This is a genomic window from Streptomyces sp. 130, from assembly GCF_007096885.1.
In the GTDB taxonomy this organism is placed as follows: Bacteria; Actinomycetota; Actinomycetes; order Streptomycetales; family Streptomycetaceae; genus Streptomyces.
In genome coordinates this window covers 98087-123644 of record NZ_VJNO01000001.1, presented here as the reverse complement: position 1 = coordinate 123644, position 25558 = coordinate 98087, and the positions used below count along the sequence as shown (strand labels likewise).

The 25558-nt window shown below is 72.1% G+C and carries 22 protein-coding genes; 10 read left to right on the top strand and 12 right to left on the bottom strand.

Features of this window, described 5'->3' with window-relative positions:
• Positions 1 to 75: 75 nt before the first annotated feature.
• The 4 genes from ilvD to FKN01_RS00570 form a co-directional block, all read right to left on the bottom strand.
• Entirely contained in the window at positions 76 to 1929 is a 1854-nt protein-coding gene (gene ilvD, locus FKN01_RS00585; RefSeq protein ID WP_143615688.1) for a dihydroxy-acid dehydratase, read from the bottom strand.
• A 225-nt stretch (positions 1930 to 2154) separates the two neighbouring features.
• Complete coding sequence (locus tag FKN01_RS00580; RefSeq protein ID WP_143615687.1) at positions 2155 to 2778, bottom strand: TetR family transcriptional regulator; 624 nt, start codon at positions 2776 to 2778, stop codon at positions 2155 to 2157.
• Positions 2775 to 3602: a sugar phosphate isomerase/epimerase gene (locus tag FKN01_RS00575; protein ID WP_143615686.1), complete on the bottom strand. Its 828-nt coding sequence runs from the start codon at positions 3600 to 3602 to the stop codon at positions 2775 to 2777. The genes FKN01_RS00580 and FKN01_RS00575 overlap by 4 nt, the downstream gene beginning before the upstream one ends.
• Positions 3603 to 3704: 102 nt before the next feature.
• Positions 3705 to 4655 (bottom strand): Ppx/GppA phosphatase family protein, encoded by a 951-nt coding sequence (locus FKN01_RS00570; protein WP_143615685.1) that lies wholly within the window; start codon positions 4653 to 4655, stop codon positions 3705 to 3707.
• 140 nt (positions 4656 to 4795) lie between these two features.
• Between FKN01_RS00570 and FKN01_RS00565 the strand changes: the two genes are divergently transcribed.
• Complete coding sequence (locus tag FKN01_RS00565) at positions 4796 to 5572, top strand: hypothetical protein (RefSeq protein ID WP_398930702.1); 777 nt, start codon at positions 4796 to 4798, stop codon at positions 5570 to 5572.
• Between the two features lie 6 nt (positions 5573 to 5578).
• On the opposite strand, the gene FKN01_RS00560 is transcribed toward FKN01_RS00565, so the two are convergent.
• Positions 5579 to 7438 carry a hypothetical protein gene (locus tag FKN01_RS00560; protein ID WP_143615683.1) on the bottom strand — a complete coding sequence of 620 codons (1860 nt, stop codon included), beginning with the start codon at positions 7436 to 7438 and terminating at the stop codon, positions 5579 to 5581.
• 134 nt (positions 7439 to 7572) lie between these two features.
• Between FKN01_RS00560 and radA the strand changes: the two genes are divergently transcribed.
• The gene (radA, locus tag FKN01_RS00555; RefSeq protein ID WP_143615682.1) at positions 7573 to 8985 is read left to right on the top strand and encodes a DNA repair protein RadA; all 1413 of its coding nucleotides are present in this window, start codon (positions 7573 to 7575) and stop codon (positions 8983 to 8985) included.
• Between the two features lie 141 nt (positions 8986 to 9126).
• Positions 9127 to 10251, top strand: coding sequence for a DNA integrity scanning diadenylate cyclase DisA (gene disA / locus FKN01_RS00550; protein ID WP_143615681.1), 1125 nt, complete (start codon positions 9127 to 9129; stop codon positions 10249 to 10251).
• Positions 10252 to 10287: 36 nt separating this feature from the next.
• On the opposite strand, the gene FKN01_RS00545 is transcribed toward disA, so the two are convergent.
• Positions 10288 to 11055 carry a hypothetical protein gene (locus FKN01_RS00545; protein WP_143615965.1) on the bottom strand — a complete coding sequence of 256 codons (768 nt, stop codon included), beginning with the start codon at positions 11053 to 11055 and terminating at the stop codon, positions 10288 to 10290.
• 333 nt (positions 11056 to 11388) lie between these two features.
• Here FKN01_RS00545 and FKN01_RS00540 point away from each other — a divergent pair, with 333 nt between their 5' ends.
• The 5 genes from FKN01_RS00540 to cseC all read left to right on the top strand — a co-directional run bounded on the left by FKN01_RS00540 (position 11389) and on the right by cseC (position 15912).
• Complete coding sequence (locus FKN01_RS00540) at positions 11389 to 12291, top strand: A/G-specific adenine glycosylase (protein WP_143615680.1); 903 nt, start codon at positions 11389 to 11391, stop codon at positions 12289 to 12291.
• A gap of 307 nt (positions 12292 to 12598) precedes the next feature.
• Positions 12599 to 13147 carry a SigE family RNA polymerase sigma factor gene (locus FKN01_RS00535; protein ID WP_143615679.1) on the top strand — a complete coding sequence of 183 codons (549 nt, stop codon included), beginning with the start codon at positions 12599 to 12601 and terminating at the stop codon, positions 13145 to 13147.
• Positions 13135 to 13860 carry a hypothetical protein gene (locus tag FKN01_RS00530; RefSeq protein ID WP_143615678.1) on the top strand — a complete coding sequence of 242 codons (726 nt, stop codon included), beginning with the start codon at positions 13135 to 13137 and terminating at the stop codon, positions 13858 to 13860. Before FKN01_RS00535 ends, FKN01_RS00530 begins: the two co-directional genes overlap by 13 nt.
• Positions 13861 to 13870: 10 nt before the next feature.
• Positions 13871 to 14575, top strand: coding sequence for a two-component system response regulator CseB (gene cseB / locus FKN01_RS00525; protein WP_143615677.1), 705 nt, complete (start codon positions 13871 to 13873; stop codon positions 14573 to 14575).
• On the top strand, positions 14572 to 15912 hold the full coding sequence (gene cseC / locus FKN01_RS00520; protein WP_143615676.1) for a two-component system sensor histidine kinase CseC: 1341 nt from the start codon (positions 14572 to 14574) through the stop codon (positions 15910 to 15912). The genes cseB and cseC overlap by 4 nt, the downstream gene beginning before the upstream one ends.
• A gap of 59 nt (positions 15913 to 15971) precedes the next feature.
• Here the strand turns inward: cseC and FKN01_RS00515 are convergent, their stop codons facing one another.
• The gene (locus FKN01_RS00515; protein ID WP_143615675.1) at positions 15972 to 17555 is read right to left on the bottom strand and encodes an MDR family MFS transporter; all 1584 of its coding nucleotides are present in this window, start codon (positions 17553 to 17555) and stop codon (positions 15972 to 15974) included.
• Between the two features lie 123 nt (positions 17556 to 17678).
• On the opposite strand from FKN01_RS00515, the gene FKN01_RS00510 reads away from it, so the two are divergent.
• On the top strand, positions 17679 to 18263 hold the full coding sequence (locus FKN01_RS00510) for a TetR/AcrR family transcriptional regulator (RefSeq protein WP_143615674.1): 585 nt from the start codon (positions 17679 to 17681) through the stop codon (positions 18261 to 18263).
• A 44-nt stretch (positions 18264 to 18307) separates the two neighbouring features.
• Here FKN01_RS00510 and FKN01_RS00505 read toward each other — a convergent pair whose 3' ends face one another.
• From FKN01_RS00505 to FKN01_RS00495, 3 genes are all read right to left on the bottom strand, one after another.
• On the bottom strand, positions 18308 to 19012 hold the full coding sequence (locus tag FKN01_RS00505) for a M23 family metallopeptidase (RefSeq protein WP_185992684.1): 705 nt from the start codon (positions 19010 to 19012) through the stop codon (positions 18308 to 18310).
• Between the two features lie 418 nt (positions 19013 to 19430).
• Positions 19431 to 20624 carry a PQQ-binding-like beta-propeller repeat protein gene (locus FKN01_RS00500; RefSeq protein ID WP_143615963.1) on the bottom strand — a complete coding sequence of 398 codons (1194 nt, stop codon included), beginning with the start codon at positions 20622 to 20624 and terminating at the stop codon, positions 19431 to 19433.
• Positions 20625 to 20938: 314 nt separating this feature from the next.
• Positions 20939 to 23464 carry an ATP-dependent Clp protease ATP-binding subunit gene (locus FKN01_RS00495; protein ID WP_073966320.1) on the bottom strand — a complete coding sequence of 842 codons (2526 nt, stop codon included), beginning with the start codon at positions 23462 to 23464 and terminating at the stop codon, positions 20939 to 20941.
• A gap of 441 nt (positions 23465 to 23905) precedes the next feature.
• On the opposite strand from FKN01_RS00495, the gene FKN01_RS00485 reads away from it, so the two are divergent.
• Positions 23906 to 24526, top strand: a complete 621-nt coding sequence (locus tag FKN01_RS00485) for an SCO3374 family protein (protein WP_143615673.1) — start codon at positions 23906 to 23908, stop codon at positions 24524 to 24526.
• Here the strand turns inward: FKN01_RS00485 and FKN01_RS00480 are convergent.
• Together FKN01_RS00480 and FKN01_RS00475 are read right to left on the bottom strand one after the other, a co-directional pair.
• Positions 24505 to 24840 carry an Lsr2 family protein gene (locus tag FKN01_RS00480; protein WP_018102272.1) on the bottom strand — a complete coding sequence of 112 codons (336 nt, stop codon included), beginning with the start codon at positions 24838 to 24840 and terminating at the stop codon, positions 24505 to 24507. The two genes, FKN01_RS00485 and FKN01_RS00480, sit on opposite strands and share 22 nt — an antisense overlap.
• A gap of 155 nt (positions 24841 to 24995) precedes the next feature.
• On the bottom strand, positions 24996 to 25553 hold the full coding sequence (locus FKN01_RS00475) for an amino-acid N-acetyltransferase (RefSeq protein ID WP_143615672.1): 558 nt from the start codon (positions 25551 to 25553) through the stop codon (positions 24996 to 24998).
• Positions 25554 to 25558 lie beyond the last annotated feature (5 nt).

Genomic DNA, 25558 nt, shown 5'->3' with positions numbered 1-25558 from the left:
GGGCGGGGGGCCCCCCCCCCGGGGGGGGGGGGGGGGGGGGGGGGGGGGGGCGCCCCCCCCCCCCGCCCGACCGGGTCAGCCCAGCTTCGAGATGTCGCGGACCGCGCCGCGGTCGGCGCTCGTCGCCATCGCGGCGTACGCGCGCAGCGCGGCCGAGACCTTGCGGTCGCGGTTCTTCGGGGCGTACACGCCGTTCAGGGCCTCGCGGCGGGTGGCCAGCTCCTCGTCGGAGACCAGGAGGTGGATCGAGCGGTTCGGGATGTCGATCCGGATGCGGTCGCCGTCCTCGACCAGCGCGATCGTGCCGCCGGAGGCCGCCTCGGGCGAGGCGTGGCCGATGGACAGGCCCGACGTACCGCCGGAGAAGCGGCCGTCCGTGATCAGCGCGCAGGTCTTGCCGAGGCCCCGGCCCTTCAGGTACGAGGTCGGGTAGAGCATCTCCTGCATGCCCGGGCCGCCCTTGGGGCCCTCGTAGCGGATGACGACGACGTCGCCCTCGCTGACCTGCTGGGTGAGGATCTTCTGGACGGCCTCCTCCTGCGACTCGCAGACGACCGCGGGGCCCTCGAAGGTCCAGATGGACTCGTCGACGCCGGCCGTCTTCACGACGCAGCCGTCCACGGCCAGATTGCCGCGCAGGACCGCGAGGCCGCCGTCCTTGGAATAGGCGTGCTCCACGGAGCGGATGCAGCCGCCCTCGGCGTCCTGGTCCAGGGTGTCCCAGCGCTCGGACTGGGAGAACGCCTCCGCCGAGCGCACGCAGCCGGGAGCGGCGTGCCAGAGCTCGACCGCCTCCGGCGCCGGGGAGCCGCCGCGCACGTCCCAGGTCTTCAGCCAGTCGGCCAGCGACGGGCTGTGCACGGAGTGGACGTCCTCGTTGAGCAGGCCCGCGCGGTACAGTTCGCCGAGGAGGGCCGGGATGCCGCCGGCGCGGTGCACGTCCTCCATGTAGTACGTACGGCCGTTGGCGACGTTCGGGGCGACCTTGGCCAGGCACGGGACGCGGCGCGACAGGGCGTCCATCTCGGTCAGGCCGTAGGGGACGCCGGCCTCCTGGGCGGCGGCCAGGAGGTGCAGGATCGTGTTGGTGGAGCCGCCCATCGCGATGTCGAGCGCCATGGCGTTCCCGAAGGCGGCGGCGGTGGCGATGTTGCGGGGCAGGACCGACTCGTCGTCCTGCTCGTAGTAGCGGCGGGTCAGGTCCAGCACCGTGCGGGCGGCGTTCTCGTACAGCGCCTTGCGGGCGGTGTGGGTGGCCAGGACCGAGCCGTTGCCGGGGAGGGAGAGGCCGATGGCCTCGGTCAGGCAGTTCATCGAGTTGGCGGTGAACATGCCGGAACAGGAACCGCAGGTGGGACAGGCGTTCTCCTCGATGCGGAGGATGTCCTCGTCGGAGATCTTGTCGTTGACCGCCTCCGACATCGCGTCCACCAGGTCCAGCGTGCGCACCGTGCCGTCGACCAGCGTGGCGCGGCCGGACTCCATCGGGCCGCCGGAGACGAAGACGGTCGGGATGTTCAGGCGCAGGGCCGCGTTGAGCATGCCCGGGGTGATCTTGTCGCAGTTGGAGATGCAGATCAGGGCGTCGGCGCAGTGCGCCTCGACCATGTACTCCACGCTGTCCGCGATGAGGTCGCGGGAGGGGAGGCTGTAGAGCATGCCGCCGTGGCCCATGGCGATGCCGTCGTCCACGGCGATCGTGTTGAACTCGCGGGGGATGCCTCCGGCGGCGGTGACCGCCTCGCTGACGATCCGGCCGACGGGGGCCAGGTGCGTGTGGCCCGGCACGAACTCCGTGAAGCTGTTGGCGACGGCGATGATCGGCTTCCGGCCGATGTCCGCGCCGGGTACCCCGGAGGCGCGCATAAGGGCGCGGGCGCCCGCCATGTTGCGGCCGTGGGTGACTGTGCGGGACCTCAGCGTGGGCATCGTCTTTTCGCTCCTTCTGCGTTGAAGACTGCTCTTGAGCGTACGCCGTTGGTGCCAGGATGTGGACCGGGTGTCCGCTATGCGGAAGCGGTGGGGGCGGGGGGTGGGGTGCGGGGTGCCTGCGGCGGGCCTGCTCCCCTGCCCGCCCCTTCCCGGAATCGGGGCGCTGCCCCCGGACCCCGCTGCGGGGGTTCGGGGGCAGCGCCCCCGTGACGGCGGCACGCCTTACGCGGACGGCTCCGTCAGGTAGCGCTGCAGCGTGGGGGCGACCATCGCGACGATCTTCTCCGGCGGTACGGACGCCAGCGGCTCCGCCCTCAACACGTACCGCAGTATCGCGATCCCCACCATGTGCGACGCCGCCAGCTCCGCGCGGAACGTCGCGTCCGGGATGTCCAGTCCCGCCGCCACGCGTTCCAGGAGGCGGCGGAGCACGAAGCCGCGGAGGACCTTCGCGGCGGCCTCGTGGGTGAGGGCGGAGCGGAGGACCGCGAGGAGGGGGGCCCGGGTCGCCGGGTTCTCCCAGATCCCGATGAAGGCGCGGGCCAGGCGCTCCCCCACGTCGCCGGTGTCCCCTTCGAGGACGGCCGGGACGAGCAGCGCGGGCTCGAAGGACAGCTCGATCGCGGCGGCGAAGACCTCGTCCTTGGTACCGAAGTAGTGGTGGACCAGCGCGGAGTCGACGCCGGCCGCACGGGCGATGCCCCGCACCGAGGTCTTGTCGTACCCGCGCTCGGCGAACTCCGTGCGGGCGGCCTCCAGGATGCGGGTGCGCGCGTCCGGGCCGGTGTCCGAGGCGGCGCGGGCGGGACGGCCCCGGCGCCGGGGGCCGGGCGCTTCCGGGGTCATGCGCGGGGGGCGCGCTCGGTGGACGCGGCGAGGTGGAGCCGGGTGAAGGCGAGCGCCTCGGCGAGGTCGGCCTCGCGTTCGGCGGTGGACATCGCGCGGCGGGTGTTGACCTCGATGACCACGTGCCCGCCGAAACCGGAACCGGCCAGCCGCTCGAGGAGTTCCGCGCAAGGCTGGTCGCCCCGGCCGGGCACCAGGTGCTCGTCCTTGTTGGAGCCCTTGCCGTCGGCCAGGTGGACGTGGGCCAGCCGGTCGCCCATCCGGTCCACCATCGCCAGGCCGTCCGCGCGGGCGGTGGCGGTGTGCGACAGGTCCACCGTGAAGTGCCGGTAGTCGTCGTTGGTGACGTCCCAGTCGGGGGCGTACGCGAGCAGCTCGCGGTCCCGGTAGCGCCACGGGTACATGTTCTCGACGGCGAACCGGACGTCCGTCTCGTCGGCCATCCGCCAGATCCCGGTGACGAAGTCACGGGCGTAATTGCGCTGCCACCGGAACGGGGGGTGGACGACGACGGTCGTCGCGCCCAGCTTCTCGGCGGCGGCGCGGGCCCGCTGGAGCTTGACCCAGGGGTCGGTCGACCAGACCCGCTGGGTGATCAGCAGGCAGGGCGCGTGCACGGCGAGTATCGGCACCTGGTGGTAGTCGGAGAGCCGGCGCAGCGCCTCGATGTCCTGGCTGACCGGGTCGGTCCAGACCATGACCTCGACGCCGTCGTAGCCGAGGCGCGCGGCGATCTCGAAGGCCGTCGCCGTCGACTCCGGATAGACCGAGGCCGTCGACAGGGCGACCTTCGCATCCGGGACGCGCACCACTGGTTCTGCCACGCAGCCAGCGTACGGGCAGTGGTGCGCCCCGCCGAGGGAGAGCGGCGGAAAGTGAGAAGGGCCGCACCACCGGCAAGGGCCGCACCACCGGCACCGCTCCCTTCAGGCCGGCACCGCTTGCCCGTCCGACGGCAGGTGGTCCAGGCGGCGCAGGATCACGCCCTCGCGCAGCGCCCACGGGCAGATCTCCAGCTCGTCCACGTCGAGCAGGTCCATCGCGCCCTCCGCGACCAGCGCCCCGGCGAGCAGCTGGGCTGCCCGGCCCTCGGACACGCCGGGCAGCATCCCGCGCTCCTCGGCGGTCATCGCGGCCAGCTTCGGGACCCACTCCTCCAGCGCCTTGCGGCTGAGGGTGCGCGGCACGTACTGGCCCTCGGCGGAACGGGCCGCGCCCGCGATCCTGGCCAGCTGCTTGAACGTCTTGGAGGTGGCCACCACGTGGTCCGGGCGGCCGATGCGGGTGAAGTCGCCGACGCTGCGGGCGATGCGCGCCCGTACGTGCCGGCGCAGCGCCTTGACCTGCGCCGGGTCCGGCGGGTCGCCCGGCAGCCAGCCCGCGGTGAGGCGTCCGGCGCCCAGCGGCAGCGAGACCGCGGCGGCCGGTTCCTCGTCCATGCCGTACGCGATCTCCAGCGAGCCGCCGCCGATGTCGAGGACCAGCAGCTTGCCGGCCGACCAGCCGTACCAGCGGCGGGCGGCGAGGAAGGTGAGCCGGGCCTCCTCCGTGCCGCTGAGGACCGTGAGGCCGACGCCCGTCTCGTCGCGCACCCGCTCCAGGACCTGATCGGCGTTGCTCGCGTCGCGCACGGCGGAGGTGGCGAAGGCGAGGACGTCCTCGCAGCCCTTGTCCTCGGCGGCTTCGAGCGCGTCCGCGATCGTCCCGATCAGCCGGTCCACCCCGAGCGGGCCGATCGCGCCGTCCTCGTCGAGGAGTTCGGCGAGGCGCAGCTCGGCCTTGTGCGAGTGCGCGGGCAGCGGGCGGGCGCCGGGGTGGGCGTCCACCACCAGCAGATGAACCGTGTTCGACCCCACGTCGAGGACTCCGAGTCTCATACGGGGCACGCTACTGCGGCCGGCGCACATACTCTGGGCGGGTGCCAAAGACGAAAAAGGCGAAGCCGGGCAAAGCCACGAAGAAGCGGGACACCGGGGCGGCGGCCCCGCAGGACATCAAGCACGTGGAGAAGGTGGAGATGCGCACGCCGGCGACGGCGGAGCCCGACCCTTCCGACGAGACGGAGCTGGACTTCGCGCGCGCCTGGGTGGAGTTCCCCGACCCGGCCGACGACGAGCAGGTCTTCCGCTGCGATCTGACCTGGCTGACGTCCAGGTGGACGTGCATCTTCGGCAGCGGCTGCCAGGGCATCCAGGCGGGCCGTGCGGACGACGGCTGCTGCACGCTGGGCGCCCATTTCTCGGACGAGGACGACGAGAAGCGGGTGGCCGGTCACGTCGCGCGCCTCACTCCCGAGCTGTGGCAGTTCCACGACGTGGGTACGGAGACGGGCTGGACCCAGACCGACGAGGACGGGGAGCGCCAGACGCGCCGCTGGCAGGGCTCGTGCATCTTCCAGAACCGGCCGGGCTTTCCGGCCGGGGCCGGCTGCTCGCTGCACATCCTGGCGCTGCGGGAGGGCCGGGAGCCGCTGGAGACCAAGCCGGACGTGTGCTGGCAGCTGCCCGTACGCCGTACGTACGAGTGGATCGACCGGCCCGACGACACGCGGGTGCTCCAGGTGTCGATCGGTGAGTACGACCGGCGGGGCTGGGGTCCGGGCGGCCACGACCTGCACTGGTGGTGCACGTCGGCGACGTCGGCGCACGGGGGCGGCGAGCCGGTGTACGTGTCGTACCGGCCGGAGCTCATCGAGCTGATGGGCAAGGAGGCGTACGACACGCTGACCGGGCTGTGCGAGCAGCGGCTCGCCTCGCTGCTGCCGATGGCCCCGCACCCGGCGGACCCGGCGTAGGGCCTGTCAGTCGGCGAGGGGCGGGGTGCTCGGGCCCTTCGGCGGTGCGGGCGGTCCGGAGGAACCGGCCGGGTCCGGGGTCGGGCTCGGCTCGGGCTCCGTCGGTGTGGGCGTCGGGTCGCCCGGGTCCGGCGGCGGGGTCGAGGGGTCCGGGGTGGAGGGGTCCGGGCCCGGCCGGGTGGCCGGCGGATGGACCGGCGGGCGCGGGTGCGCGCCGCCGCCGCGCGGTGCGGTGCCGGGGATGGGCGCCTTGGCTCCGTAGCCGTGCAGGGCGACGACCGCGCCCGAGGGGGCGACGGTGAGGTGGGCGGTCCAGGGCCCTGCGGGCTGCCGCGCGTGGTCCACGAGGGCGCGGATCGTGACGCTGCGGCCGGCCGGGAGCTTGCCGGAGGTGCGGCTCAGGCTCACCCAGGACCGGTCGGTGGCGGCGGACCAGGAGACCGGGCCGGCCTTCGACGCGGTGAGGGTGATCAGGGTGGCGGAGCCGGCGGTGCGGGTCCGCACGGTGAGCCGGCCCTCGCCGGGCGCGGCGGGGTCGCCGGAGGGGCCGGCACCCTTGCTGATGATCTCGGCGGAGACCTCCGGCGGGGAGTCCTCGCCGGTGAAGCGGGAGCCGCCGTCCGGGCGGGCGTTCCCGGCGTTCTCGTACTCGTCGTAGGGGGTCCGCGCTCCGTCGGTCCCGTTGTCGGCGGCGCTGACCGCCGGGCCGTCGCGGCCCTCGCCGGTGAGGGGCGCCCCCCGGTAGGCGGACCACAGGGCGATGACGGGGGCGGCGACGACGGTGGCGACGACCGTCGTCGTCATGACCCGGGAGCGCAGCCGGTCGCGGCGCGCGGCGTGGTCCTTGGGGTCCATGGGGAAGCCGGTGCGGTCGAAGCGCGGTGTGGCGGACCGATTCTTCTGGTGTTTCTGCGCGTGCAGCATGGCCACGTAAGCGGAGGGGCGCGGCGCCTCCACGACCGGCAGCACGGCGGCCGGGGTCACCGTCTTCCCGGGCCACGGCCCCTGCGCCCCGGCGCGCTCGGCGGCGCGACGGCAGCGCGGGCAGTCGTCCACGTGCCGGACGAGCTCGCGGCGCAGCGTGGGCGAGAGCAGCGCGCGGTGGTCGCCGGTGAGGCGGCCGGCCGTGGGGCAGTTGCCCGTCTCGACCACGGCGAGGGCGGCCCGGGTGCGCTCGACCTCGCAGGCGGCGCCGGCCAGCAGCTCGCGGGCGGCGGCGGGGCCGAGGCCGAGGACGGCGGCGACGGCCTGCGGGGCCAGTCCGTGCCGGACGGCCAGCTCCAGTGCCTCGCGCTGCTCCGGCGTGGTGCCCGCGGCCTCGGGCCAGGCCAGCTGGGCCAGCTCCCGGCGGTGCGCCTCGGCGGCGGGGCCTCCCGGGGGCTCCGGGGCCTGCGGGGGCTGCGACGCGGCGGGCGCGGCCGGGTGGGCGGCGGGCGGGGCGGTGCGCCCCGGGCGCCGGGCGGGGCGGGCGGCCGACGGGGCGTGGCGGTCCTCGTCGGCGGGCCTGCGGTGCGGGGCGCGGGCGGGGTCGGGGCGGCGGTGGGCGTGGCGGCCCTGCTTCTGCTCGGTGAGCCGGCGCAGACACGTCCACCGGGCCAGGGCGTACAGCCAGGCTTTACGTTCCTCCTCGTCGTCCGGGCAGCGGGAGCCCTGCCGTTCGGCCAGGGCGAGGACGCCGCCCAGCGCCTCGGTGGCGGCGTCGTGGTCGCACAGGACGGAGAGGCAGTAGGTGAAGAGGCCGTCGAGATGCGGCTCGTAACGGGCGGGCGGCTTCTTCGGCGCGGAGTGCGAGGTGTGGGGCGCGCGGCGCTGTCCCCGGTGCGCCCCCGGGGTGTTCGTCGGAGTCTCCAGCCTGCTGCTCGTCACCTTGCGACCGTAGGCACGGCAGACTCGCCCCTCGCGCTCCTTGAGTAGATTTAACCCTTACGGGTGAACGTATCGCGCGATAAGGGACAGGAGTTCCCGGCCGCGCTGTCAGTCCCCACCGATACGGTGGCGCCATGGCTGCCCGTACGAAATCCGCGAAGGACCGGCCGTCCTACCGCTGCACCGAATGCGGCTGGACCACCGCGAAGTGGCTCGGCCGCTGCCCCGAGTGCCAGGCGTGGGGGACGGTGGAGGAGTTCGGCGGCGCGCCCGCCGTCCGGACCACGGCGGCGGGGCGGGTCTCCACCGCCGCGCTGCCCATCGGACAGGTCGACAGCCGGCAGGCCACCGCCCGGCCGACCGGTGTCGGCGAGCTGGACCGGGTGCTGGGCGGCGGTCTGGTGCCCGGGGCCGTCGTGCTGCTCGCGGGCGAGCCGGGCGTGGGCAAGTCCACGCTGCTGCTCGACGTCGCGGCCAAGGCGGCGACCGACGAGCACCGCACCCTGTATGTGACCGGTGAGGAGTCCGCCTCGCAGGTCCGGTTGCGGGCCGACCGCATCCACGCGATCAGCGACCACCTGTATCTGGCGGCGGAGACCGACCTGTCGGCGGTGCTCGCCCACCTCGACGCGGTCAAGCCCTCGCTGCTGATCCTGGACTCGGTGCAGACCGTGGCGTCGCCGGAGATCGAGGGCGCGCCGGGCGGGATGGCGCAGGTCCGCGAGGTGGCGGGGGCGCTGATCCGGGCCTCCAAGGAGCGCGGGATGTCGACGCTGCTCGTGGGCCACGTCACCAAGGAGGGCGCGATCGCCGGGCCCAGGCTCCTGGAGCACCTGGTGGACGTGGTCCTGTCGTTCGAGGGCGACCGGCATGCCCGGCTGCGCCTGGTGCGCGGGGTCAAGAACCGGTACGGGGCGACCGACGAGGTCGGCTGCTTCGAGCTGCACGACGAGGGGATCACGGGTCTCGCCGATCCGTCCGGCCTCTTCCTCACGCGGCGCGACGAGCCGGTGCCGGGCACCTGCCTGACGGTGACGCTGGAGGGGAAGCGGCCCCTGGTCGCGGAGGTGCAGGCGCTGACGGTGGACTCGCAGATCCCGTCCCCGCGGCGGACGACGTCGGGTCTGGAGACCTCGCGGGTGTCGATGATGCTCGCGGTCCTGGAGCAGCGCGGCCGGATCAGCTCGCTGGGCAAGCGGGACATCTACAGCGCGACGGTGGGCGGTGTGAAGCTGTCCGAGCCCGCCGCCGACCTGGCGGTCGCCCTGGCGCTGGCGAGCGCGGCGAGCGACACACCGCTTCCGAAGAACCTGGTGGCGATCGGCGAGGTGGGGCTCGCGGGCGAGGTCAGACGGGTCACGGGGGTGCAGCGCAGGCTGGCCGAGGCGCACCGGCTGGGGTTCACGCACGCCCTGGTCCCGCCCGATCCGGGCAAGGTCCCGGCCGGCATGAAGGTGACGGAGGTGGCCGACATGGGCGACGCGCTCCGGGCGCTCCCGCGCCGGACCCGCGCACAGGCCCCCCGGGAGGAGGGCGCACGCCGGTAGACTTTGCCCTGGTCTCGCCCGTCCGTACGAACGGCACGAGGGACGGGGGTGCGCCAGACGCCCCCCGGGTCCTTCGATTGGACGGCCTGTTCCGACCGACAGGCCACGAGGGCACCGCAAACCTGTGACCGGAGGAGTGCAGTGGCAGCCAGCGACCGGGCAGCATCGCCCGGAAAGTCCGGCCAAACCACGGGCAACGAAGCGCTGATGCGCGCCTCGTTGAGCGCCGTCGCGCCCGGAACGGCCCTGCGGGACGGCCTGGAGCGCATTCTCCGCGGCAACACCGGCGGTCTGATCGTGCTCGGCATGGACAAGACCGTCGAGTCGATGTGCACGGGCGGCTTCGTGCTGGACGTGGAGTTCACCGCGACCCGGCTGCGGGAGCTGGCCAAGCTGGACGGGGCGCTGATCCTCGACAAGGACATGTCGAAGATCCTGCGCGCCGGTGTGCAGCTGGTCCCGGACGCGTCGATCCCCACCGAGGAGACCGGCACCCGGCACCGCACGGCGGACCGGGTCTCCAAGCAGTGCAATTTCCCGGTCGTCTCGGTCTCCCAGTCGATGCGCCTGATCGCGCTGTACGTGAACGGGGAGCGGCGGGTCCTGGAGGAGTCGGCGGCGATCCTGTCCCGCGCCAACCAGGCCCTGGCGACGCTGGAGCGGTACAAGCTGCGGCTGGACGAGGTCGCCGGGACGCTCTCCGCGCTGGAGATCGAGGACCTGGTGACCGTCCGGGACGTGACGGCGGTGGCCCAGCGCCTGGAGATGGTGCGCCGGATCGCGACGGAGATCGCGGAGTACGTGGTGGAGCTCGGTACCGACGGGCGGCTGCTCTCGCTCCAGCTGGACGAGCTGATCGCGGGCGTGGAGCCGGAGCGCGAGCTGGTCGTGCGGGACTACGTGCCGGAGCCGACGGCGAAGCGTTCGCGCACGGTGGCGGAGGCACTGACCGAGCTGGACTCGCTGACCCACACGGAGCTGCTCGAACTCCCGGTCGTGGCGCGGGCGCTGGGCTACAGCGGCTCGCCCGAGACACTGGACTCGGCGGTGTCGCCGCGCGGTTTCCGGCTGCTGGCGAAGGTGCCGCGGCTGCCGGGCGCGATCATCGACCGGCTCGTGGAGCACTTCGGCGGTCTGCAGAAGCTGCTCGCGGCGAGCGTGGACGACCTCCAGGCCGTGGACGGGGTCGGCGAGGCCCGGGCGCGCAGCGTGCGCGAGGGCCTGTCCCGGCTGGCCGAGTCGTCCATCCTCGAACGGTACGTGTAGGGCCCCGGGACACCGGCCCCGGAAGCCCTCCGGCGCTCAGTCCTTCGCGAGGACGAACGAGGCGCGCTGCACGGGCTCACCCGGCGCCTTGGCCTCCACGAGGTACGTGCCCGGCCCGGCCTTCCCCGCGGGCGGTGTCGCGCACTTGGGGGCGCTCTTCGCCCGGTCCCACTTCACGGTGTGCACGACGGTCGTTCCGGCGGGCACCTCGATCAGGACGGGCTCGGGGTCGCGCGGGCAGTCCTTGGAGGACCACACCTCTTCGTCCTCTCCGCCCGCCTCGGTGACGGTGAGCACCGCGCTCTTCGGCCCGAAGTCGGCCTTGCAGGCGGTGGACGAGGTGTTCGTGACGAACAGCCGGAACTCCGGCTTCTCGTCGGGGGCGTAGCTGAGTTCGGTCTTCAGGCCGATCCGGATCGCGCCCGCGGCGCAGTCGGGGAGCGTGGAGCCGGCCGGGACCGGACGCGCTGCCTCCACCCCGTCGCCGGTGCCGGAGCCGGTGGCACCGGAGGCGGAACCCGAACCGGTGTCCTGGCCACCGCCGTTGGCGTCCGAGGGGGCCGAGCCGCCGCCCGTACCGGCGGAACCGCCGTCCGAACCGCCGTCCTTGCCGCCGTCGCCGCCGCCGGAGCCGTCCGATTCGCCGCCCCCGCCGGGCTGTTCGGTGATCGCGGGGCCGGAACGGGAGGGTCCGGGCGTGATCGAGCCCGCGGGGCTGGAGCCGGGCGCCTTGGAGTCGTCGTGGCGATCCCCGTCGCCGCCACGGGAGGTGACGGCCCATGCGATCAGCAGCGCGAGCAGCACGACCAGGGCCGCCGCGACCGCCCTCCGTCGCCAGTAGATGCTGGAGGGTAGCGGACCGATCGGATTGCGCAGAGATCCCACGGCCCAAACTGTACGAGAGATCCGGCCCAACTCCCGCCCCACCCGCCGCCTTGATCCCCAAGTTTTGCGGATCATCATCCCGCGAGGGCCAGTTCGGGCGCCGGAAGCATTCGATATGACTCACCGCGACGAAACGTTCACGCACGGCACCTGCGTCGGGGCGGGCGGAAAACGGCCCATCGGCCAGTTGCCGCAACGGCTCGCGGGGCGTGGGCCCTCTTACCGGAACGCCGTGTCAGGATCGATGGTGCGATGACTGCCACGACTGCGACACAGACGCCCCCCGCCTCCCTCCACGCCCCCGTGATCGGGTGGTTCGACCAGCACGCCCGCGATCTGCCCTGGCGCCGCCCCGAAGCGGGGGCCTGGGGCGTGATGGTGAGCGAGTTCATGCTGCAGCAGACCCCCGTCAGCCGGGTCCTCCCGGTGTACGAGCAGTGGCTCGCCCGCTGGCCGCGCCCCGCCGACCTGGCGGCCGAGCCGCCCGGCGAGGCGGTCCGCGCCTGGGGCCGGCTCGGCTACCCGCGCCGCGCTCTGCGGCTCCACGGGGCCGCCCAGGCGATAACGGAACGCCATGGCGGCGACGTACCGAGTGAGCACGCCCAGCTCCTCGCCCTGCCCGGGATCGGCGAGTACACGGCGGCGGCCGTGGCCTCGTTCGCGTACCGGCAGCGTCACGCCGTCCTCGACACCAACGTCCGCCGGGTCTTCGCACGGGCCGCGACCGGCATCCAGTACCCGCCGAACGCGACGACCGCCGCCGAGCGCAGGCTCGCCCGGGAGCTGCTGCCCGACGAGGACGAGCGGGCGGCCCGCTGGGCGGCGGCCACGATGGAGCTGGGCGCCCTCGTCTGCACCGCGAAGAACGAGGACTGCTCGCGCTGCCCGATCGCGGAGCAGTGCGCCTGGCGGCTGGCCGGGAAGCCCGCGCACCAGGGGCCGCCGCGCCGGGGCCAGACCTACGCCGGCACGGACCGGCAGGTGCGCGGCAGGCTCCTCGCCGTGCTGCGCGAGGCGGTCGGCCCGGTCCCGCAGGCGGCGCTCGACGCGGTGTGGGACGAGCCGGTGCAGCGGGCCCGCGCGCTGGACGGGCTGGTCGCCGACGGCCTGGTCGAGCCGCTGGCCGACCGGCGGTACCGGCTGCCGCTGACCTGAGCGGCCGGGCCGTCTCCCCCGCGTAACAGCGTCCGCCCGCCTTCGTGACAACGGCGGGCAGGGCCCGCCCGCCCCGTGCCGATGACGGGGCGGGCGGGCCCTTCGCTCGTCCGGCGCGGGGTCCTTTGTCCGGTCTCCTCCCCACGCTGTTACACAACCGATGGGCAGCCGTGCGTCCGCGTACGGCTGCCTCGCACAGCCTCGTGACAACCGCTCCGTAGCGTCTGCGACGTCAGCCGGACCGACCACCGGCGGGCAGCGGCACGAGCGGTTCTCACGGGGATTCACGGGGATGGAGGCGGTTGTGATGGCTCAGGGCGAGGTGCTCGGCTTTGAAGAGTACGTACGGACCCGGCAGGAGGCGCTGCTGCGCAGTGCGCGCCGGCTCGTGCCGGACCCGGTGGACGCCCAGGACCTGCTGCAGACCGCGCTGGCCCGCACCTACGGCCGCTGGGACCGCATCGAGGACAAGTCACTCGCCGACGCCTATCTGCGCCGCGTCATGATCAACACCCGCACCGAGTGGTGGCGGGCGCGCAAGCTGGACGAGGTGCCGACCGAGCAGCTGCCCGACGCGAGCGTCGAGGACGGCACCGAGCAGCGCGCCGACCGCGCCCTGCTGATGGACATCCTGGGCGTGCTGGCTCCCAAGCAGCGCAGTGTCGTCGTCCTGCGACACTGGGAGCAGATGAGCACGGAGGAGACGGCGGCGGCGCTCGGCATGTCGGCCGGTACGGTGAAGAGCACGCTGCACCGTGCGCTGGCGCGGCTGCGCCAGGAGCTGGAGAACAGGGAAGCGGCGAGCCGGGAGGCCCGGCTCGCCGAGGAGCGGGGGCGGGAGCGGTGCGCGGCCTGACAGGCAGCGGTGACGACGGCACGGTCACCGGCACAACGGGCGGGGGAACGGCCCGCGTCGGCAAACGCCTGCTGACCGGCTGGGCGGCGAGCAGCGCGGCCCTGGCCGGCCTCGCCGTCTTCGGCCTGTTCGCCGTCAGCTGCTCGACCGGCGGTACGGGCACCCGGGACGAGGGCCCGGCGGGCGCCGAGCCGGTCGTCCAGGTCACCCCGAGCACGACGGCCGCCTCCACGGCGAAGCCCGCGCCCCGGGTGGACGCGGTGGCGCTGCTGAAGGCGGACCCGAAGGTGAGCGGGCGGGTCCGGATGGACCTGAAGGCGTGCGGCGGCGACGAGTATCCGGTGGACACCTCGTACGGCAGGATCACCGACGGCCCGTCCGCCGACGTCGTGGTGAACGTGATGACCTGCGGCGACTCGGTGGGCGTCGGCACCTACGTCTACCGGCCGCGTGCCGACGGCACGTACGAGAACGTCTTCACCGTCGAGCAGCCCGCCGTCTACGGCACCATCGACCGCGGGGACCTGGTGGTGACGACCCAGGTGTACGAGAAGAAGGACGCGGTCGCCTACCCCTCGGGCGACGAGGTGATCACGTACCACTGGGCGAACGGCCGGTTCGCCGAGCAGGACCGGGTGCGCAACGACTTCAACCGAGCCGTGGGGGCGGGTGACGAGGACCTGCCCGAGCCCACGGAACCGCCGAGGAACTGAGAGCTCACCGATGGCCGAGACCCATGTGCTGTTCGTCGAGGACGACGACGTCATCCGCGAGGCCACCCAGCTCGCGCTGGAACGGGTGGGCTTCGCGGTCACCGCGGTGCCCGACGGGCTGACCGGCCTGGAGGCGTTCCGGGCGGACCGGCCCGACATCGCGCTGCTCGACGTCATGGTCCCCGGTCTGGACGGGGTCAGCCTGTGCCGCCGCATCCGGGACGAGTCGACGGTCCCGGTGATCATGCTGTCGGCGCGGGCCGACTCGATCGACGTGGTCCTCGGCCTGGAGGCCGGCGCGGACGACTACGTCACCAAGCCCTTCGACGGGGCGGTCCTGGTGGCCCGCATCCGGGCGGTGCTGCGCCGCTTCGGCCACGCGTCGGGGGACCGGGCCGGCGGCGGGCCGCCGGAGCAGGAGGCCGTGGGCGGGGTGCTGGTCTTCGGGGACCTGGAGGTCGACACCGAGGGCATGGAGGTCCGCAGGGGCGGTGCCCAGGTGGCGCTGACGCCGACCGAGATGCGGCTGCTGCTGGAATTCTCCGCGGCGCCCGGCACCGTACTCTCCCGCGACAAGCTGCTCGAACGGGTCTGGGACTACGGCTGGGGCGGGGACACCCGGGTCGTGGACGTCCATGTGCAGCGGCTGCGCACGAAGATCGGCCAGGACCGGATCGAGACGGTCCGCGGCTTCGGCTACAAGCTCCGCGCATGAGGCGGCCCGCCCTGCGGACGGGCGTCCGCTGGAAGATCAGCATCGCGATCGCGGCGGTCGGCGCGCTGATCGCGGTCGCGCTGAGCCTGGTGGTGCACAACGCGGCCCGCGTCTCGATGCTGGAGAACGCCCGCGAGGTCCAGCTGGAGCGGCTGACCTACGCGCAGCTGCTGTACGAGGCGAAGAAGACGAAGAAGGCCGACCCCCGGTTCGGGGCGAAGCTCAACGATCCGACGATGCCGCGGAGCCTGCGCGAGGAGGTCCGGCGCAACCGCCGCGCCACGCACGTGGACGACTCCGGCGGGGTGCCCGACGTCTGGGCGGCGGTGCCGGTGGGCAACGGGAACGTGCTGTCGCTGCACACCCGGTTCGCGGACCGCTCGACCATGATCATGGGCGACCTGGACCGGGCCCTGCTCATCGGTTCGGTCTCGGTGGTCCTCGGCGGCTCCGCGCTGGGTGTGCTGATCGGCGGCCAGCTCTCGCGCCGGCTGCGCAAGGCGGCAGCGGCGGCGGGCAAGGTCGCCCAGGGCAACACGGAGGTCCGGGTCAGGGACGCGGTCGGCGGTGTGGTGCGCGACGAGACGGACGAGCTGGCCGGTGCGGTGGACGCGCTGACCGACGCGCTGAACGAGCGGATCGAGGCGGAGCGCCGGGTCACCGCGGACATCGCGCACGAGCTGCGGACCCCGGTGACCGGGCTGCTCACGGCGGCCGAGCTGCTGCCGCCGGGCCGCCCGACGGAGCTGGTACGCGACCGGGCCCAGGCGATGCGCACGCTGGTCGAGGACGTGCTGGAGGTGGCCCGGCTGGACAGCGCGTCGGAGCGGGCCGAGCTCCAGGAGATCGCGCTCGGCGAGTTCGTCAGCCGGCGGGTGGCGCTGCTGGACCCGGAGGTCCGGGTGCAGGTCGTCCACGAGTCCTGGGTCAACACGGACCCGCGCCGCCTGGAGCGCATCCTCGGCAACCTGCTGGGCAACGCGGCCAAGCACGGGGCGACCCCGGTGGAGGTCACGGTCGAGGGCCGGGTGGTCCGGGTCCGCGACCACGGGCCCGGGTTCCCGGCGACGCTGCTGCGGGAGGGGCCGAGCCGGTTCCGTACCGGGTCGGCCGACCGGTCCGGGCGCGGGCACGGGCTCGGGCTGACGATCGCGGCGGGCCAGGCCAGGGTGCTCGGGGCCCGGCTGACCTTCCGCAACGCGGCGCCGGAGGGGGCGGCGGAGGGCAGCGGCGGGGCGGTCGCGGTGCTGTGGCTGCCCGAGCACGCGCCGACGGCCACGGGCAGCTATCCGATGCTCCAGTTCGCGGAGCAGCGGGGCCCGGAGGCGGAGGGCTGACCTGGCCGAGGGCCCCGGGGACGCGTGGTCCCGGGGCCCTCGGCGTACGAGCGCGGCGGTCAGATCTCGGCGACCGCCGGGGCGGGCTCGGCCCCGGGGCCCGCGCCCCGCAGCGGGACCTCCTTGACGAACAGGGAGGCGACGACCGCGACCAGGCCGACGGACGCGCCGACCAGGAACGCGATGTGGGTGCCGGACGACACCGCGAACTCGTACGCCTCGCGCACCGGCGCCGGCAGCCCGGCCAGGCTCGCCGCGTCCAGCTGGGCGGAGTGCGCGGTGGCCGCGCCGCCGCCGCGGGACGCCATCTCGTCCTGGACCCGGCCGGTGAACAGCGCGCCCATGATGGCGACGCCGAAGGAGCTGCCGAGCGTACGGAAGAGGGTGGTCGAGGAGGAGGCGACGCCCATGTCCTTCAGCTCGACGCTGTTCTGCGCGACGAGCATCGTGATCTGCATCAGGAAGCCCATGCCGGCGCCGAGCACCGCCATGTACAGCCCGGACGTGAAGCGGCTGGTGCCGGTGTCCATCTGCGCGAGCAGGAAGAGCCCGGCGACCATGAGGATCGAGCCCACGACGGGGAAGACCTTGTACTTGCCGGTGCTGGTGGTGACCCGGCCCGCTATGAGCGAGACGACCATCATGGACAGCAGCATCGGCAGGAGCAGCAGCCCCGAGTTGGTCGCGGAGGCGTGCTGCACGGACTGCTGGTAGAGCGGCAGGAACAGCACCGCGCCGAACATGACGAACCCGGCCATGAAACCGACCACGGACATGAGCGTGAAGTTGCGGTTGCGGAAGATGTGGAGCGGGATGACCGGCTCGGCGGCCTTCGTCTCCACGAAGAGGAAGCCGGCCAGCGAGGCGACTCCGATGGCGATCAGCTCCATGATGACCGCGGAGTTCCAGTCGTACTCGGAACCGCCCCAGGTGGTGACCAGCACGATCGCGGTGATGCCGACGGTGAGCAGCGCGGCGCCGAGGTAGTCGACGTTCCGCTTGGTGCGCTCCCGCTGGGGCAGGTGCAGGACCGCGGTGATCATGATCAGTGCGACGGCACCGAGCGGAAGGTTGATGTAGAAGCTCCAGCGCCAGCCGAGGTGGTCGGTGATGGTGCCGCCGACCAGCGGTCCGCCGATCATGGCGATGGCCATCACGCCGGCCATCATGCCCTGGTACTTGCCGCGCTCCCGGGGCGGCACCAGGTCGCCGATGATCGCCATGACGCCGACCATCAGACCGCCGGCGCCGAGGCCCTGGACGGCCCGGAAGCCGATCAGCTGGCCCATGTCCTGGGCCATGCCGCTGAGGACCGAGCCGATCAGGAAGATCACGATGGACGTGAGGAAGATGCCCTTGCGTCCGTACATGTCGCCGAGCTTGCCCCAGATGGGCGTGGACGCCGCGGTGGCCAGGGTGTAGGCCGTGACGACCCACGAGAGGTGTTCGAGACCGCCGAGGTCACCGACGATGGTCGGCATCGCGGTGCCGACGATCAGGTTGTCGAGCATCGCCAGCAGCATGGCGATCATCAGCGCGAGGACCACCACCCGGACACTGCGCTGCGGCGGAGCCGGTGGCTCCGCCTTCGTGGCCGGCGGGCCGCCCGCCTGCCCGCCGGCCGTCTTGATCAGGTCCGCCATCTTCCCCAACTCCCCAGTCGCCCCGCCACCGGGCTCTTACTTGCCGCCCGGCTAGTTGCTTACACTGGAGGAAGGTAAGCCCGTAACTAGCCGGGCGTCAAGTAAGTTAATCGGGAGAGCACCATGGGCAGCACGCCGCAGCCGCGCCGGGGCAACACTCGCCAGCGCATCCAGGACGTCGCCCTGGAGCTCTTCGCCGAGCAGGGGTACGAGAAGACCTCGCTCCGGGAGATCGCCGAGAAGCTGGACGTCACCAAGGCGGCGCTCTACTACCACTTCAAGACGAAGGAAGACATCCTCGTCAGCATCTTCGAAGACCTGAACCGGCCGGTGGAGGAGCTGATCGCCTGGGGCGAGGCCCAGCCGCGCACGCTGGAGACGAAGAAGGAGATCCTCCGCCGCTACAGCGACGCGCTGATCCACGCGGCCCCGCTCTTCCGTTTCATGCAGGAGAACCAGGCGACCGTACGGGACCTGAGCATCGGCCACACCATCAAGAACCGGGTCCTGGGCCTGGTGGACCTGATCAAGGAACCGGACGCGCCGCTCACCGACCAGGTGCGGTGCTTCAGCGCGCTCATCACCCTGCACGCCGGAATGGTCGCCCTGCGGGACACCGAAGGCGACCCCGAGGAGAAGCGCAAGGCCGCTCTCGAAGTCGCCGTCGAGCTGGTCACCCGGGCCCACGACCCGGAAACCCCCCGGTGATCCCGCTCGGAGGCGGGGCCGGGGGGGCGGGGGCACGGGCCGGATCAGACGTTGATGCCGTGCTGGTGCAGGAAGTTGACCGGGTTGACCGCCGAACCGTAGTTCGGGGTGGTCCGGATCTCGAAGTGCAGGTGCGGGCCGCTGGAGTTGCCGGTGTTGCCGGACAGGGCGATCTTCTCGCCCTTCTTCACGTGCTGGCCGATGTGCACGTCGATGTGGGACAGGTGCGCGTACTGCGAGTACGTGCCGTTGCCGTGCTTGATCACGATGGCGTTGCCGTACGCGGGGCCGTCACCGGCGCCGTTCGGGCCGGCCTTCACGACCGTGCCGTCGTGGGCGGCCTCGACCTTGGTGCCGATCGGCACGGCGAAGTCCTGGCCGGAGTGCTTGTGGGCCCAGCGGCTGCCGTCGTTGCCGAAGCTGGCGCTCAGCTCGTAGTGGTCGACCGGGGTCTCCCACGGAAGCTTGGCGATGGCCTTCTTCTTGGCGGCGGCCTTCTTCTTCGCGTCCTCGGCCTTCTTCTCGGCCTTGTGCTCGGCGGCCTTGGACTGCGCGGTCGCCTGCTTGGCGACCGAGTCGGCGGTGGCCGAGCTGACCAGGGCCGGGGCCTGGGGGGCGTCCGCAGTGCCGGCCGCGAACGCAGCACCCGCACCGAGAACCATCGACGTCCCCAGACCGGCTGCCACCACGGCGCCGCGCATACGGGACACGGACGGGCGGCGGGACTGGAACGTAACGCGCTTCGACATAAGCGGAAATCCTCCGGAGATGACTGGACCCGGCGGTGTGCCGGGCTGGCCATACCTTGGTAACCCGCACCCCCGCCGGTGCTCAAACACCCCATCTACGATCAAAAGCCGTAGAAAGCGCCCCGGGAATTCGCCCGGAGGACCCGCGTCCGGCTCCCTCCGGAAGGCTTTCGGAAGTCCTCCCCGAAACAGGTTTAGGCCCAGCTACAAACCGCCCTAACCGGACATACGCCCCCTGTGCGGGCATACGCCCCCGAACGCGCGAAGGGCCCGTCCGCCGCAGGGCCGAAAGGCCCCCGACGGATCGGGCCCGTTGCTCCTAAGGCGGCTAGTAGGCCCGAAACGGCCTGTGCGCCTTGTCACCGGCGGTGGGACCGAAGGCCGTCCGTTTCGGGACCTTCGCCCCCGTGGTTCCGCGCTATCCCACGGGCAGCCCGGTCACCTTCTTGGCGTGCAGGGCGACCAGGCGCTTGGCGCCCGAGGCCAGGTACCAGCGGTCGATGTCGCCGGAACCGTCGTTGTACGTCCACAGCAGCTTGCCGTCGGCCGGGTCGAAGGCGTGGACGCCGCCGTTCTTGTCGAACTGGGTGGCCCCGTAGAGGACGCCGCCCACCTTGGCGAACTGCCAGGGGGCCGCGATCTCCAAGGTCTCCGGGTTGTGCCAGTGGCGCTTCCCGGTCGCCGGATCGACCGCCCACAGGGCGTGGGCGGTGTCCGAGACGTAGAGGACGCCGTCCAGCACGGCCGGATCGTTGAACCGGCTGTACTCCTCGGTCGCGAAGGACCAGCGCTCGGCGCCCGTCTCCAGGTCGAAGGCGCGCAGCTTGTCGCCGGTGGCGATGATGACCAGGCCCTCGTGGACCTCGAAGCCGCGGTTGCTGGTGCGGCCGATCTTCTTCGTCCAGACCTGGTGGCCGGTCGCGGTGTCCCGGACCGTGAGGTTCTCGCGAAAGTCCGTGTAGACGAGCCGCTTGCCGGAGACCCGCGCGGTGAGGCCGTTCGCCTCGGTGCCGTGGTCGCGCTGCTCGCGCCAGACGACCTTGCCCGAGGAGGTGTCGATGGCGGCGATCACGTTGTCGGGGGTGCGCAGGTTCTCGTCCAGAATCCCGGCGACGACGTAGACGTGGTCGGCGTCGGCGGCGATGACCCGGGGCTGGGAGTACTCCTTGTCGCCCAGCCGGCTGCGCCAGGTGTCCTTGCCGGTTTTGGGGTCGAGCCCGATGATGTTGCCGTCGTACCGGGCGCTGGCCAGGTAGAGGGTGCCGTCGGCGATGAGCAGGCTCGCGCCCGGGGTGGTCACCTCGGCGCGCGACCAGATCTCCTTGCCGGTGGACAGGTCGCGGGCCACCAGCGGGTCGCCGGAGACCAGCACCACGTCGTCGACCACGGCGACCGCGGATATCCAGGCCAGTCCGTCGTACGCGGTGGCGTGCTGCCAGGCCGGCTTCGGCTTCCCGCCCGGCTCGGGGGCGGCGCCCCCGGGCTCCCCGGACTCGCCCGGCTTCCCCGAACCGGAGCCGCCGCCCCCGGCCGGCTCCTCGACCGGGCCGCACGCCGCGGTCCCGGCGCCCAGCAGCGCCAGCCCCGCTCCGGCCCCGGCCAGCTTGATCATCCGCCTGCGCGACACATCGCCTCTGCCCATGGCGTCCCCCATCCCCCTCGCTGCTCGGCTCTCGGGTTCTTCGTTCTTCGTCGTTCCTCGTTTGCGAACGAAAAACCTGCCCCGGGCAGGCCGCCCGAGGCCGAGCCAGATTAACCGGCGAGTTTCGGCCAACGCGCGTAGAGAACGCGACCGGGACCTTCCTGTGACGCGCCTGTCACCGTGCTGCCCGGGCTCCGCATACGCAAAGAGGCGGCCCCGGCCGGTCGAAACCGGTCGGGGCCGCCTCTGCGGACGCTACTGCCGGGAGGGGCAGCGGACGCCTGTCACGCTTCCTTCGTCATGTTCGGGCCGCCGCCCGCCGCCTGCTCGATCGGCGGGACGTCGGGCAGGGCCGACTTCTCCTCGCCGCGGAAGGTGAACTTCTCGTCGTCGCCCTCGCCCTCGCTGCCGACGACCACGATGTGGCCGGGGCGCAGCTCGCCGAAGAGGATCTTCTCCGAGAGGACGTCCTCGATCTCGCGCTGGATCGTCCGGCGCAGCGGCCGGGCGCCCATCACGGGGTCGTAGCCCTTCTTGGCGAGCAGCTTCTTGGCGTCCGTGCTGAGCTCGATGCCCATGTCACGGTCCTTGAGCCGCTCGTCGACCTTCGCGATCATCAGGTCGACGATCTCGATGATGTCTTCCTGGCTGAGCTGGTGGAAGACGACCGTGTCGTCCACACGGTTGAGGAACTCGGGCCGGAAGTGCTGCTTGAGCTCTTCGTTGACCTTGACCTTCATCCGCTCGTAGTTCGTCTTGACGTCGCCCTGGGCGGCGAAGCCCAGGTTGAAGCCCTTGGAGATGTCCCGGGTCCCGAGGTTGGTCGTCATGATGATGACCGTGTTCTTGAAGTCCACGACCCGGCCCTGGGAGTCGGTCAGGCGGCCGTCCTCCAGGATCTGGAGCAGGGAGTTGAAGATGTCGGGGTGGGCCTTCTCGACCTCGTCGAAGAGGACGACGGAGAACGGCTTGCGGCGCACCTTCTCGGTGAGCTGGCCGCCCTCCTCGTAGCCCACGTAGCCGGGGGGCGAACCGAAGAGGCGCGAGACCGTGTGCTTCTCGCTGAACTCCGACATGTCGAGGGAGATCAGCGCGTCCTCGTCGCCGAACAGGAACTCGGCGAGCGTCTTGGACAGCTCGGTCTTACCGACACCGGACGGGCCGGCGAAGATGAACGAGCCGCCGGGACGCTTCGGGTCCTTCAGACCGGCCCGCGTACGGCGGATGGCCTGCGAGAGCGCCTTGATGGCGTCCTTCTGCCCGATGACGCGCTTGTGGAGCTCGTCCTCCATGCGCAGCAGCCGGGAGGACTCCTCCTCGGTCAGCTTGAAGACCGGGATGCCGGTGGCGGTGGCGAGGACCTCGGCGATGAGCTCGCCGTCGACCTCGGCCACGACGTCCATGTCGCCGGCCTTCCACTCCTTCTCGCGCTTGGCCTTCGCCGCCAGCAGCTGCTTCTCCTTGTCGCGGAGGGAAGCCGCCTTCTCGAAGTCCTGGGAGTCGATGGCCGACTCCTTGTCGCGGCGGACGCCCGCGATCTTCTCGTCGAACTCGCGGAGGTCCGGCGGCGCGGTCATCCGGCGGATGCGCATCCGGGACCCGGCCTCGTCGATCAGGTCGATCGCCTTGTCCGGCAGGAAGCGGTCCGAGATGTACCGGTCGGCCAGCGTCGCGGCCTGGACCAGCGCCTCGTCCGTGATGGACACGCGGTGGTGGGCCTCGTAGCGGTCGCGCAGACCCTTGAGGATCTCGATGGTGTGCGGCAGCGACGGCTCCGCGACCTGGATCGGCTGGAAGCGGCGCTCCAGCGCGGCGTCCTTCTCCAGGTGCTTGCGGTACTCGTCCAGGGTGGTCGCGCCGATGGTCTGCAGCTCGCCTCGCGCCAGCATGGGCTTGAGGATGCTGGCGGCGTCGATCGCGCCCTCGGCGGCGCCCGCACCCACCAGGGTGTGGAGCTCGTCGATGAACAGGATGATGTCGCCGCGGGTGCGGATCTCCTTGAGGACCTTCTTCAGGCGCTCCTCGAAGTCACCGCGGTAGCGGGAGCCGGCGACCAGGGCACCGAGGTCGAGGGTGTAGAGGTGCTTGTCCTTCAGGGTCTCGGGCACCTCGCCCTTGACGATGGCCTGGGCCAGGCCCTCGACGACCGCCGTCTTGCCGACGCCGGGCTCGCCGATGAGCACCGGGTTGTTCTTCGTGCGGCGGGAGAGCACCTGCATGACCCGCTCGATCTCCTTCTCGCGCCCGATGACCGGGTCGAGCTTGGATTCGCGGGCGGCCTGCGTGAGGTTGCGGCCGAACTGGTCGAGCACCAGCGACGTGGAGGGCGTGCCCTCCGCGGGGCCGCCGGCGGTGGCGGCCTCCTTGCCGCCGGAGTACCCGGACAGCAGCTGGATGACCTGCTGGCGCACCCGGTTCAGGTCGGCGCCGAGCTTCACGAGGACCTGGGCGGCGACGCCCTCGCCCTCGCGGATCAGGCCGAGCAGGATGTGCTCCGTGCCGATGTAGTTGTGGCCGAGCTGGAGGGCCTCGCGGAGCGACAGCTCCAGGACCTTCTTGGCTCGGGGCGTGAAGGGGATGTGGCCGGACGGGGCCTGCTGGCCCTGGCCGATGATCTCCTCCACCTGCTGGCGGACCGCCTCGAGCGAAATCCCGAGGCTCTCCAGGGCCTTAGCGGCGACACCCTCACCCTCGTGGATCAGGCCCAGGAGGATGTGCTCGGTGCCGATGTAGTTGTGGTTGAGCATCCGGGCTTCTTCCTGAGCCAGGACGACAACCCGCCGCGCGCGGTCGGTGAACCTCTCGAACATCGTTAATCGCTCCTCAGAGCGGTCAGGCAGTAAGGGGTCGGTCCCCTCCCTGTCCTTCCGCAGCTTAGTCCCGCAAGCGGGGACCGCTCATTTCAACTGCCGACACACGGCCTTGCTTCCTGGCGGATGCCCCGCCCCGAACGCCGACAACTGCTCCAACCCGATGGTGCGAGACGATGTTCCCGCAGGCCAGGCCAATACCCCAGTCGCCAGTACGCCGATGGCGAACGTGAGACGTGCATGGCTTGCGTGTCGCCCCTCCCCACTAGGGATGTCTTACCCGCAATTACAGACAGTCCATGCGGCGTACGCGGGTTCCCTCCGCTACGGGCGAACATCTTCGTACTCCTGAATGCGCCCGTACGCCCCCAACCCGGACACCCTACGCGGTCGCACGTGCGCACTACGTAACCCCTGGGGCCGGTCGGGGGTTGTCCCGTCATGACCCTCGCCGTCCCGCCGCCCCGCGTCCCGTCCGCCGTCGAGCTGGGCGGTGGCGCCCGGGAGGAGCCGTGCGACGGATGGGCCGGGTGGTACGAGCGGGAGATGGGCTGGGCCACGGCGGGCGGCCCGCCGGTGCGGCTGCTGACCGGGCTGCGGTTCGACGTGCTCGTCGTCCCGGCCGTCGCGGGTCACGCGGCGCTGCGGCGGGTGGGCCCGACGGGGCCGGTGGCGCTCATGGGGCCGCGGATGAGCCTGCTGGTGGCGCCGGGGAGCGCGGAGGAGCTGCCGGGGCTGCTCGACTGGCTGGAATGGGGCGGGGTCGCGCTGTCGCTGACCGGTCTGGGCGCGGGCGGGCGGATCACCGCTCCGCCGCCGCCCGGACGTCCGGTGGAGCCGGGGGCCGCCTCCTGGCTGCGGCCCCCCGGGCCGTCACGGGAGCAGGACGAAGCGCCGGTCCTCCCGGCCTTCTCCGGCTTCGGGAGCGCGCGTGGTGATGCTCCCGACCTCGTCCGGCTCGTGGACGCCGTGGCGACGGAATGCCACCGGGTGCGACTGGCGCGTGCCCGGGCGGGCTTGTTCCACGATGAGCCCCTGGCTCAGCCGTTGGCCTTCTCGTAAGCCTCGCGGATCTCGGCGGGGACGCGACCGCGGTCATTCACATTGTGGCCGTTCTCGCGGGCCCACTTACGGATCTCGGCGGTGTCCTTGTTGCCACCGGAGACGGCGCGGCCCTTGCCGCGTCCCGACGCCGCGCGGCCACCGGTACGCCGGCCGTTCTTCGCGTAGGGCTCGAGAAGGGAACGCAGCTTGTCCGCGTTGCTGGTGGTGAGGTCGATCTCGTAGGTCTTGCCATCCAGCGCGAACGTCACCGTCTCGTCCGCCTCGCCGCCGTCGAGGTCGTCAACAAGAAGGACCTGAACCTTCTGTGCCACCGGATTTCCTTTCATCGAAAATGGAGTACGCGGAAAGGAAACCGCTTTTCCCCGGAAAACACAAACCCCCGGGAGAGGTTCAGCAGCTCAAGGAGACGGGAAACGTGCGCGATTCGGACATAGGGGCGCGCCCCCTCTTCCCGCTCTTCGCGCGGTCACAGGTGCAGAAGCATCCGGCTGTTGCCCAGGGTGTTCGGCTTCACTCGTTCGAGGCCGAGGAACTCCGCGACTCCCTCGTCATAGGAACGCAGCAGCTCACTGTAGACATCTCCGTCGACGGGCGTCTCACCGATCTCCACGAAGCCGTGCTTCGCGAAGAAGTCGACTTCGAAGGTGAGGCAGAAAACGCGGCGGACGCCCAGCCAGCGGGCGGTCCGCAGCAGCTTGTCGAGGACCTGGTGGCCCACCCCGGCGCCCTTGAGGCCGTGGTCGACGGCGAGGGTGCGGACTTCGGCGAGGTCTTCCCACATGACGTGCAGCGCACCGCAGCCGACGACCGAGGCGTCCTCGTCCCGTTCGGCGACCCAGAACTCCTGGATGTCCTCGTAAAGCGTCACCGTGGCTTTGTCGAGGAGGATGCCTTCCCGCACGTAGCCGTCGAGGAGGCGGCGGACGGCGGGCACATCGCTCGTCCGTGCGCGCCGGACGGTGATCGCCACGTTTATAACCGACGGTTCGGTCCGGGAATCGGTTTGCGGAAGCTCTGAGGACATACGCA

What these genes read in the sequence shown, in the direction of transcription:
- ilvD (WP_143615688.1), bottom strand. Translation starts at nt 1,929, where the DNA reads ATGCCCACGCTGAGGTCCCGCACAGTCACCCACGGCCGCAACATGGCG.
- FKN01_RS00580 (WP_143615687.1), bottom strand. Translation starts at nt 2,778, where the DNA reads ATGACCCCGGAAGCGCCCGGCCCCCGGCGCCGGGGCCGTCCCGCCCGC.
- FKN01_RS00570 (WP_143615685.1), bottom strand. Translation starts at nt 4,655, where the DNA reads ATGAGACTCGGAGTCCTCGACGTGGGGTCGAACACGGTTCATCTGCTG.
- FKN01_RS00565 (WP_398930702.1), top strand. Translation starts at nt 4,796, where the DNA reads ATGCGCACGCCGGCGACGGCGGAGCCCGACCCTTCCGACGAGACGGAG.
- radA (WP_143615682.1), top strand. Translation starts at nt 7,573, where the DNA reads ATGGCTGCCCGTACGAAATCCGCGAAGGACCGGCCGTCCTACCGCTGC.
- FKN01_RS00540 (WP_143615680.1), top strand. Translation starts at nt 11,389, where the DNA reads ATGACTGCCACGACTGCGACACAGACGCCCCCCGCCTCCCTCCACGCC.
- FKN01_RS00535 (WP_143615679.1), top strand. Translation starts at nt 12,599, where the DNA reads ATGGCTCAGGGCGAGGTGCTCGGCTTTGAAGAGTACGTACGGACCCGG.
- cseB (WP_143615677.1), top strand. Translation starts at nt 13,871, where the DNA reads ATGGCCGAGACCCATGTGCTGTTCGTCGAGGACGACGACGTCATCCGC.
- cseC (WP_143615676.1), top strand. Translation starts at nt 14,572, where the DNA reads ATGAGGCGGCCCGCCCTGCGGACGGGCGTCCGCTGGAAGATCAGCATC.
- FKN01_RS00515 (WP_143615675.1), bottom strand. Translation starts at nt 17,555, where the DNA reads ATGGCGGACCTGATCAAGACGGCCGGCGGGCAGGCGGGCGGCCCGCCG.
- FKN01_RS00510 (WP_143615674.1), top strand. Translation starts at nt 17,679, where the DNA reads ATGGGCAGCACGCCGCAGCCGCGCCGGGGCAACACTCGCCAGCGCATC.
- FKN01_RS00505 (WP_185992684.1), bottom strand. Translation starts at nt 19,012, where the DNA reads ATGTCGAAGCGCGTTACGTTCCAGTCCCGCCGCCCGTCCGTGTCCCGT.
- FKN01_RS00500 (WP_143615963.1), bottom strand. Translation starts at nt 20,624, where the DNA reads ATGATCAAGCTGGCCGGGGCCGGAGCGGGGCTGGCGCTGCTGGGCGCC.
- FKN01_RS00495 (WP_073966320.1), bottom strand. Translation starts at nt 23,464, where the DNA reads ATGTTCGAGAGGTTCACCGACCGCGCGCGGCGGGTTGTCGTCCTGGCT.
- FKN01_RS00485 (WP_143615673.1), top strand. Translation starts at nt 23,906, where the DNA reads ATGACCCTCGCCGTCCCGCCGCCCCGCGTCCCGTCCGCCGTCGAGCTG.
- FKN01_RS00475 (WP_143615672.1), bottom strand. Translation starts at nt 25,553, where the DNA reads ATGTCCTCAGAGCTTCCGCAAACCGATTCCCGGACCGAACCGTCGGTT.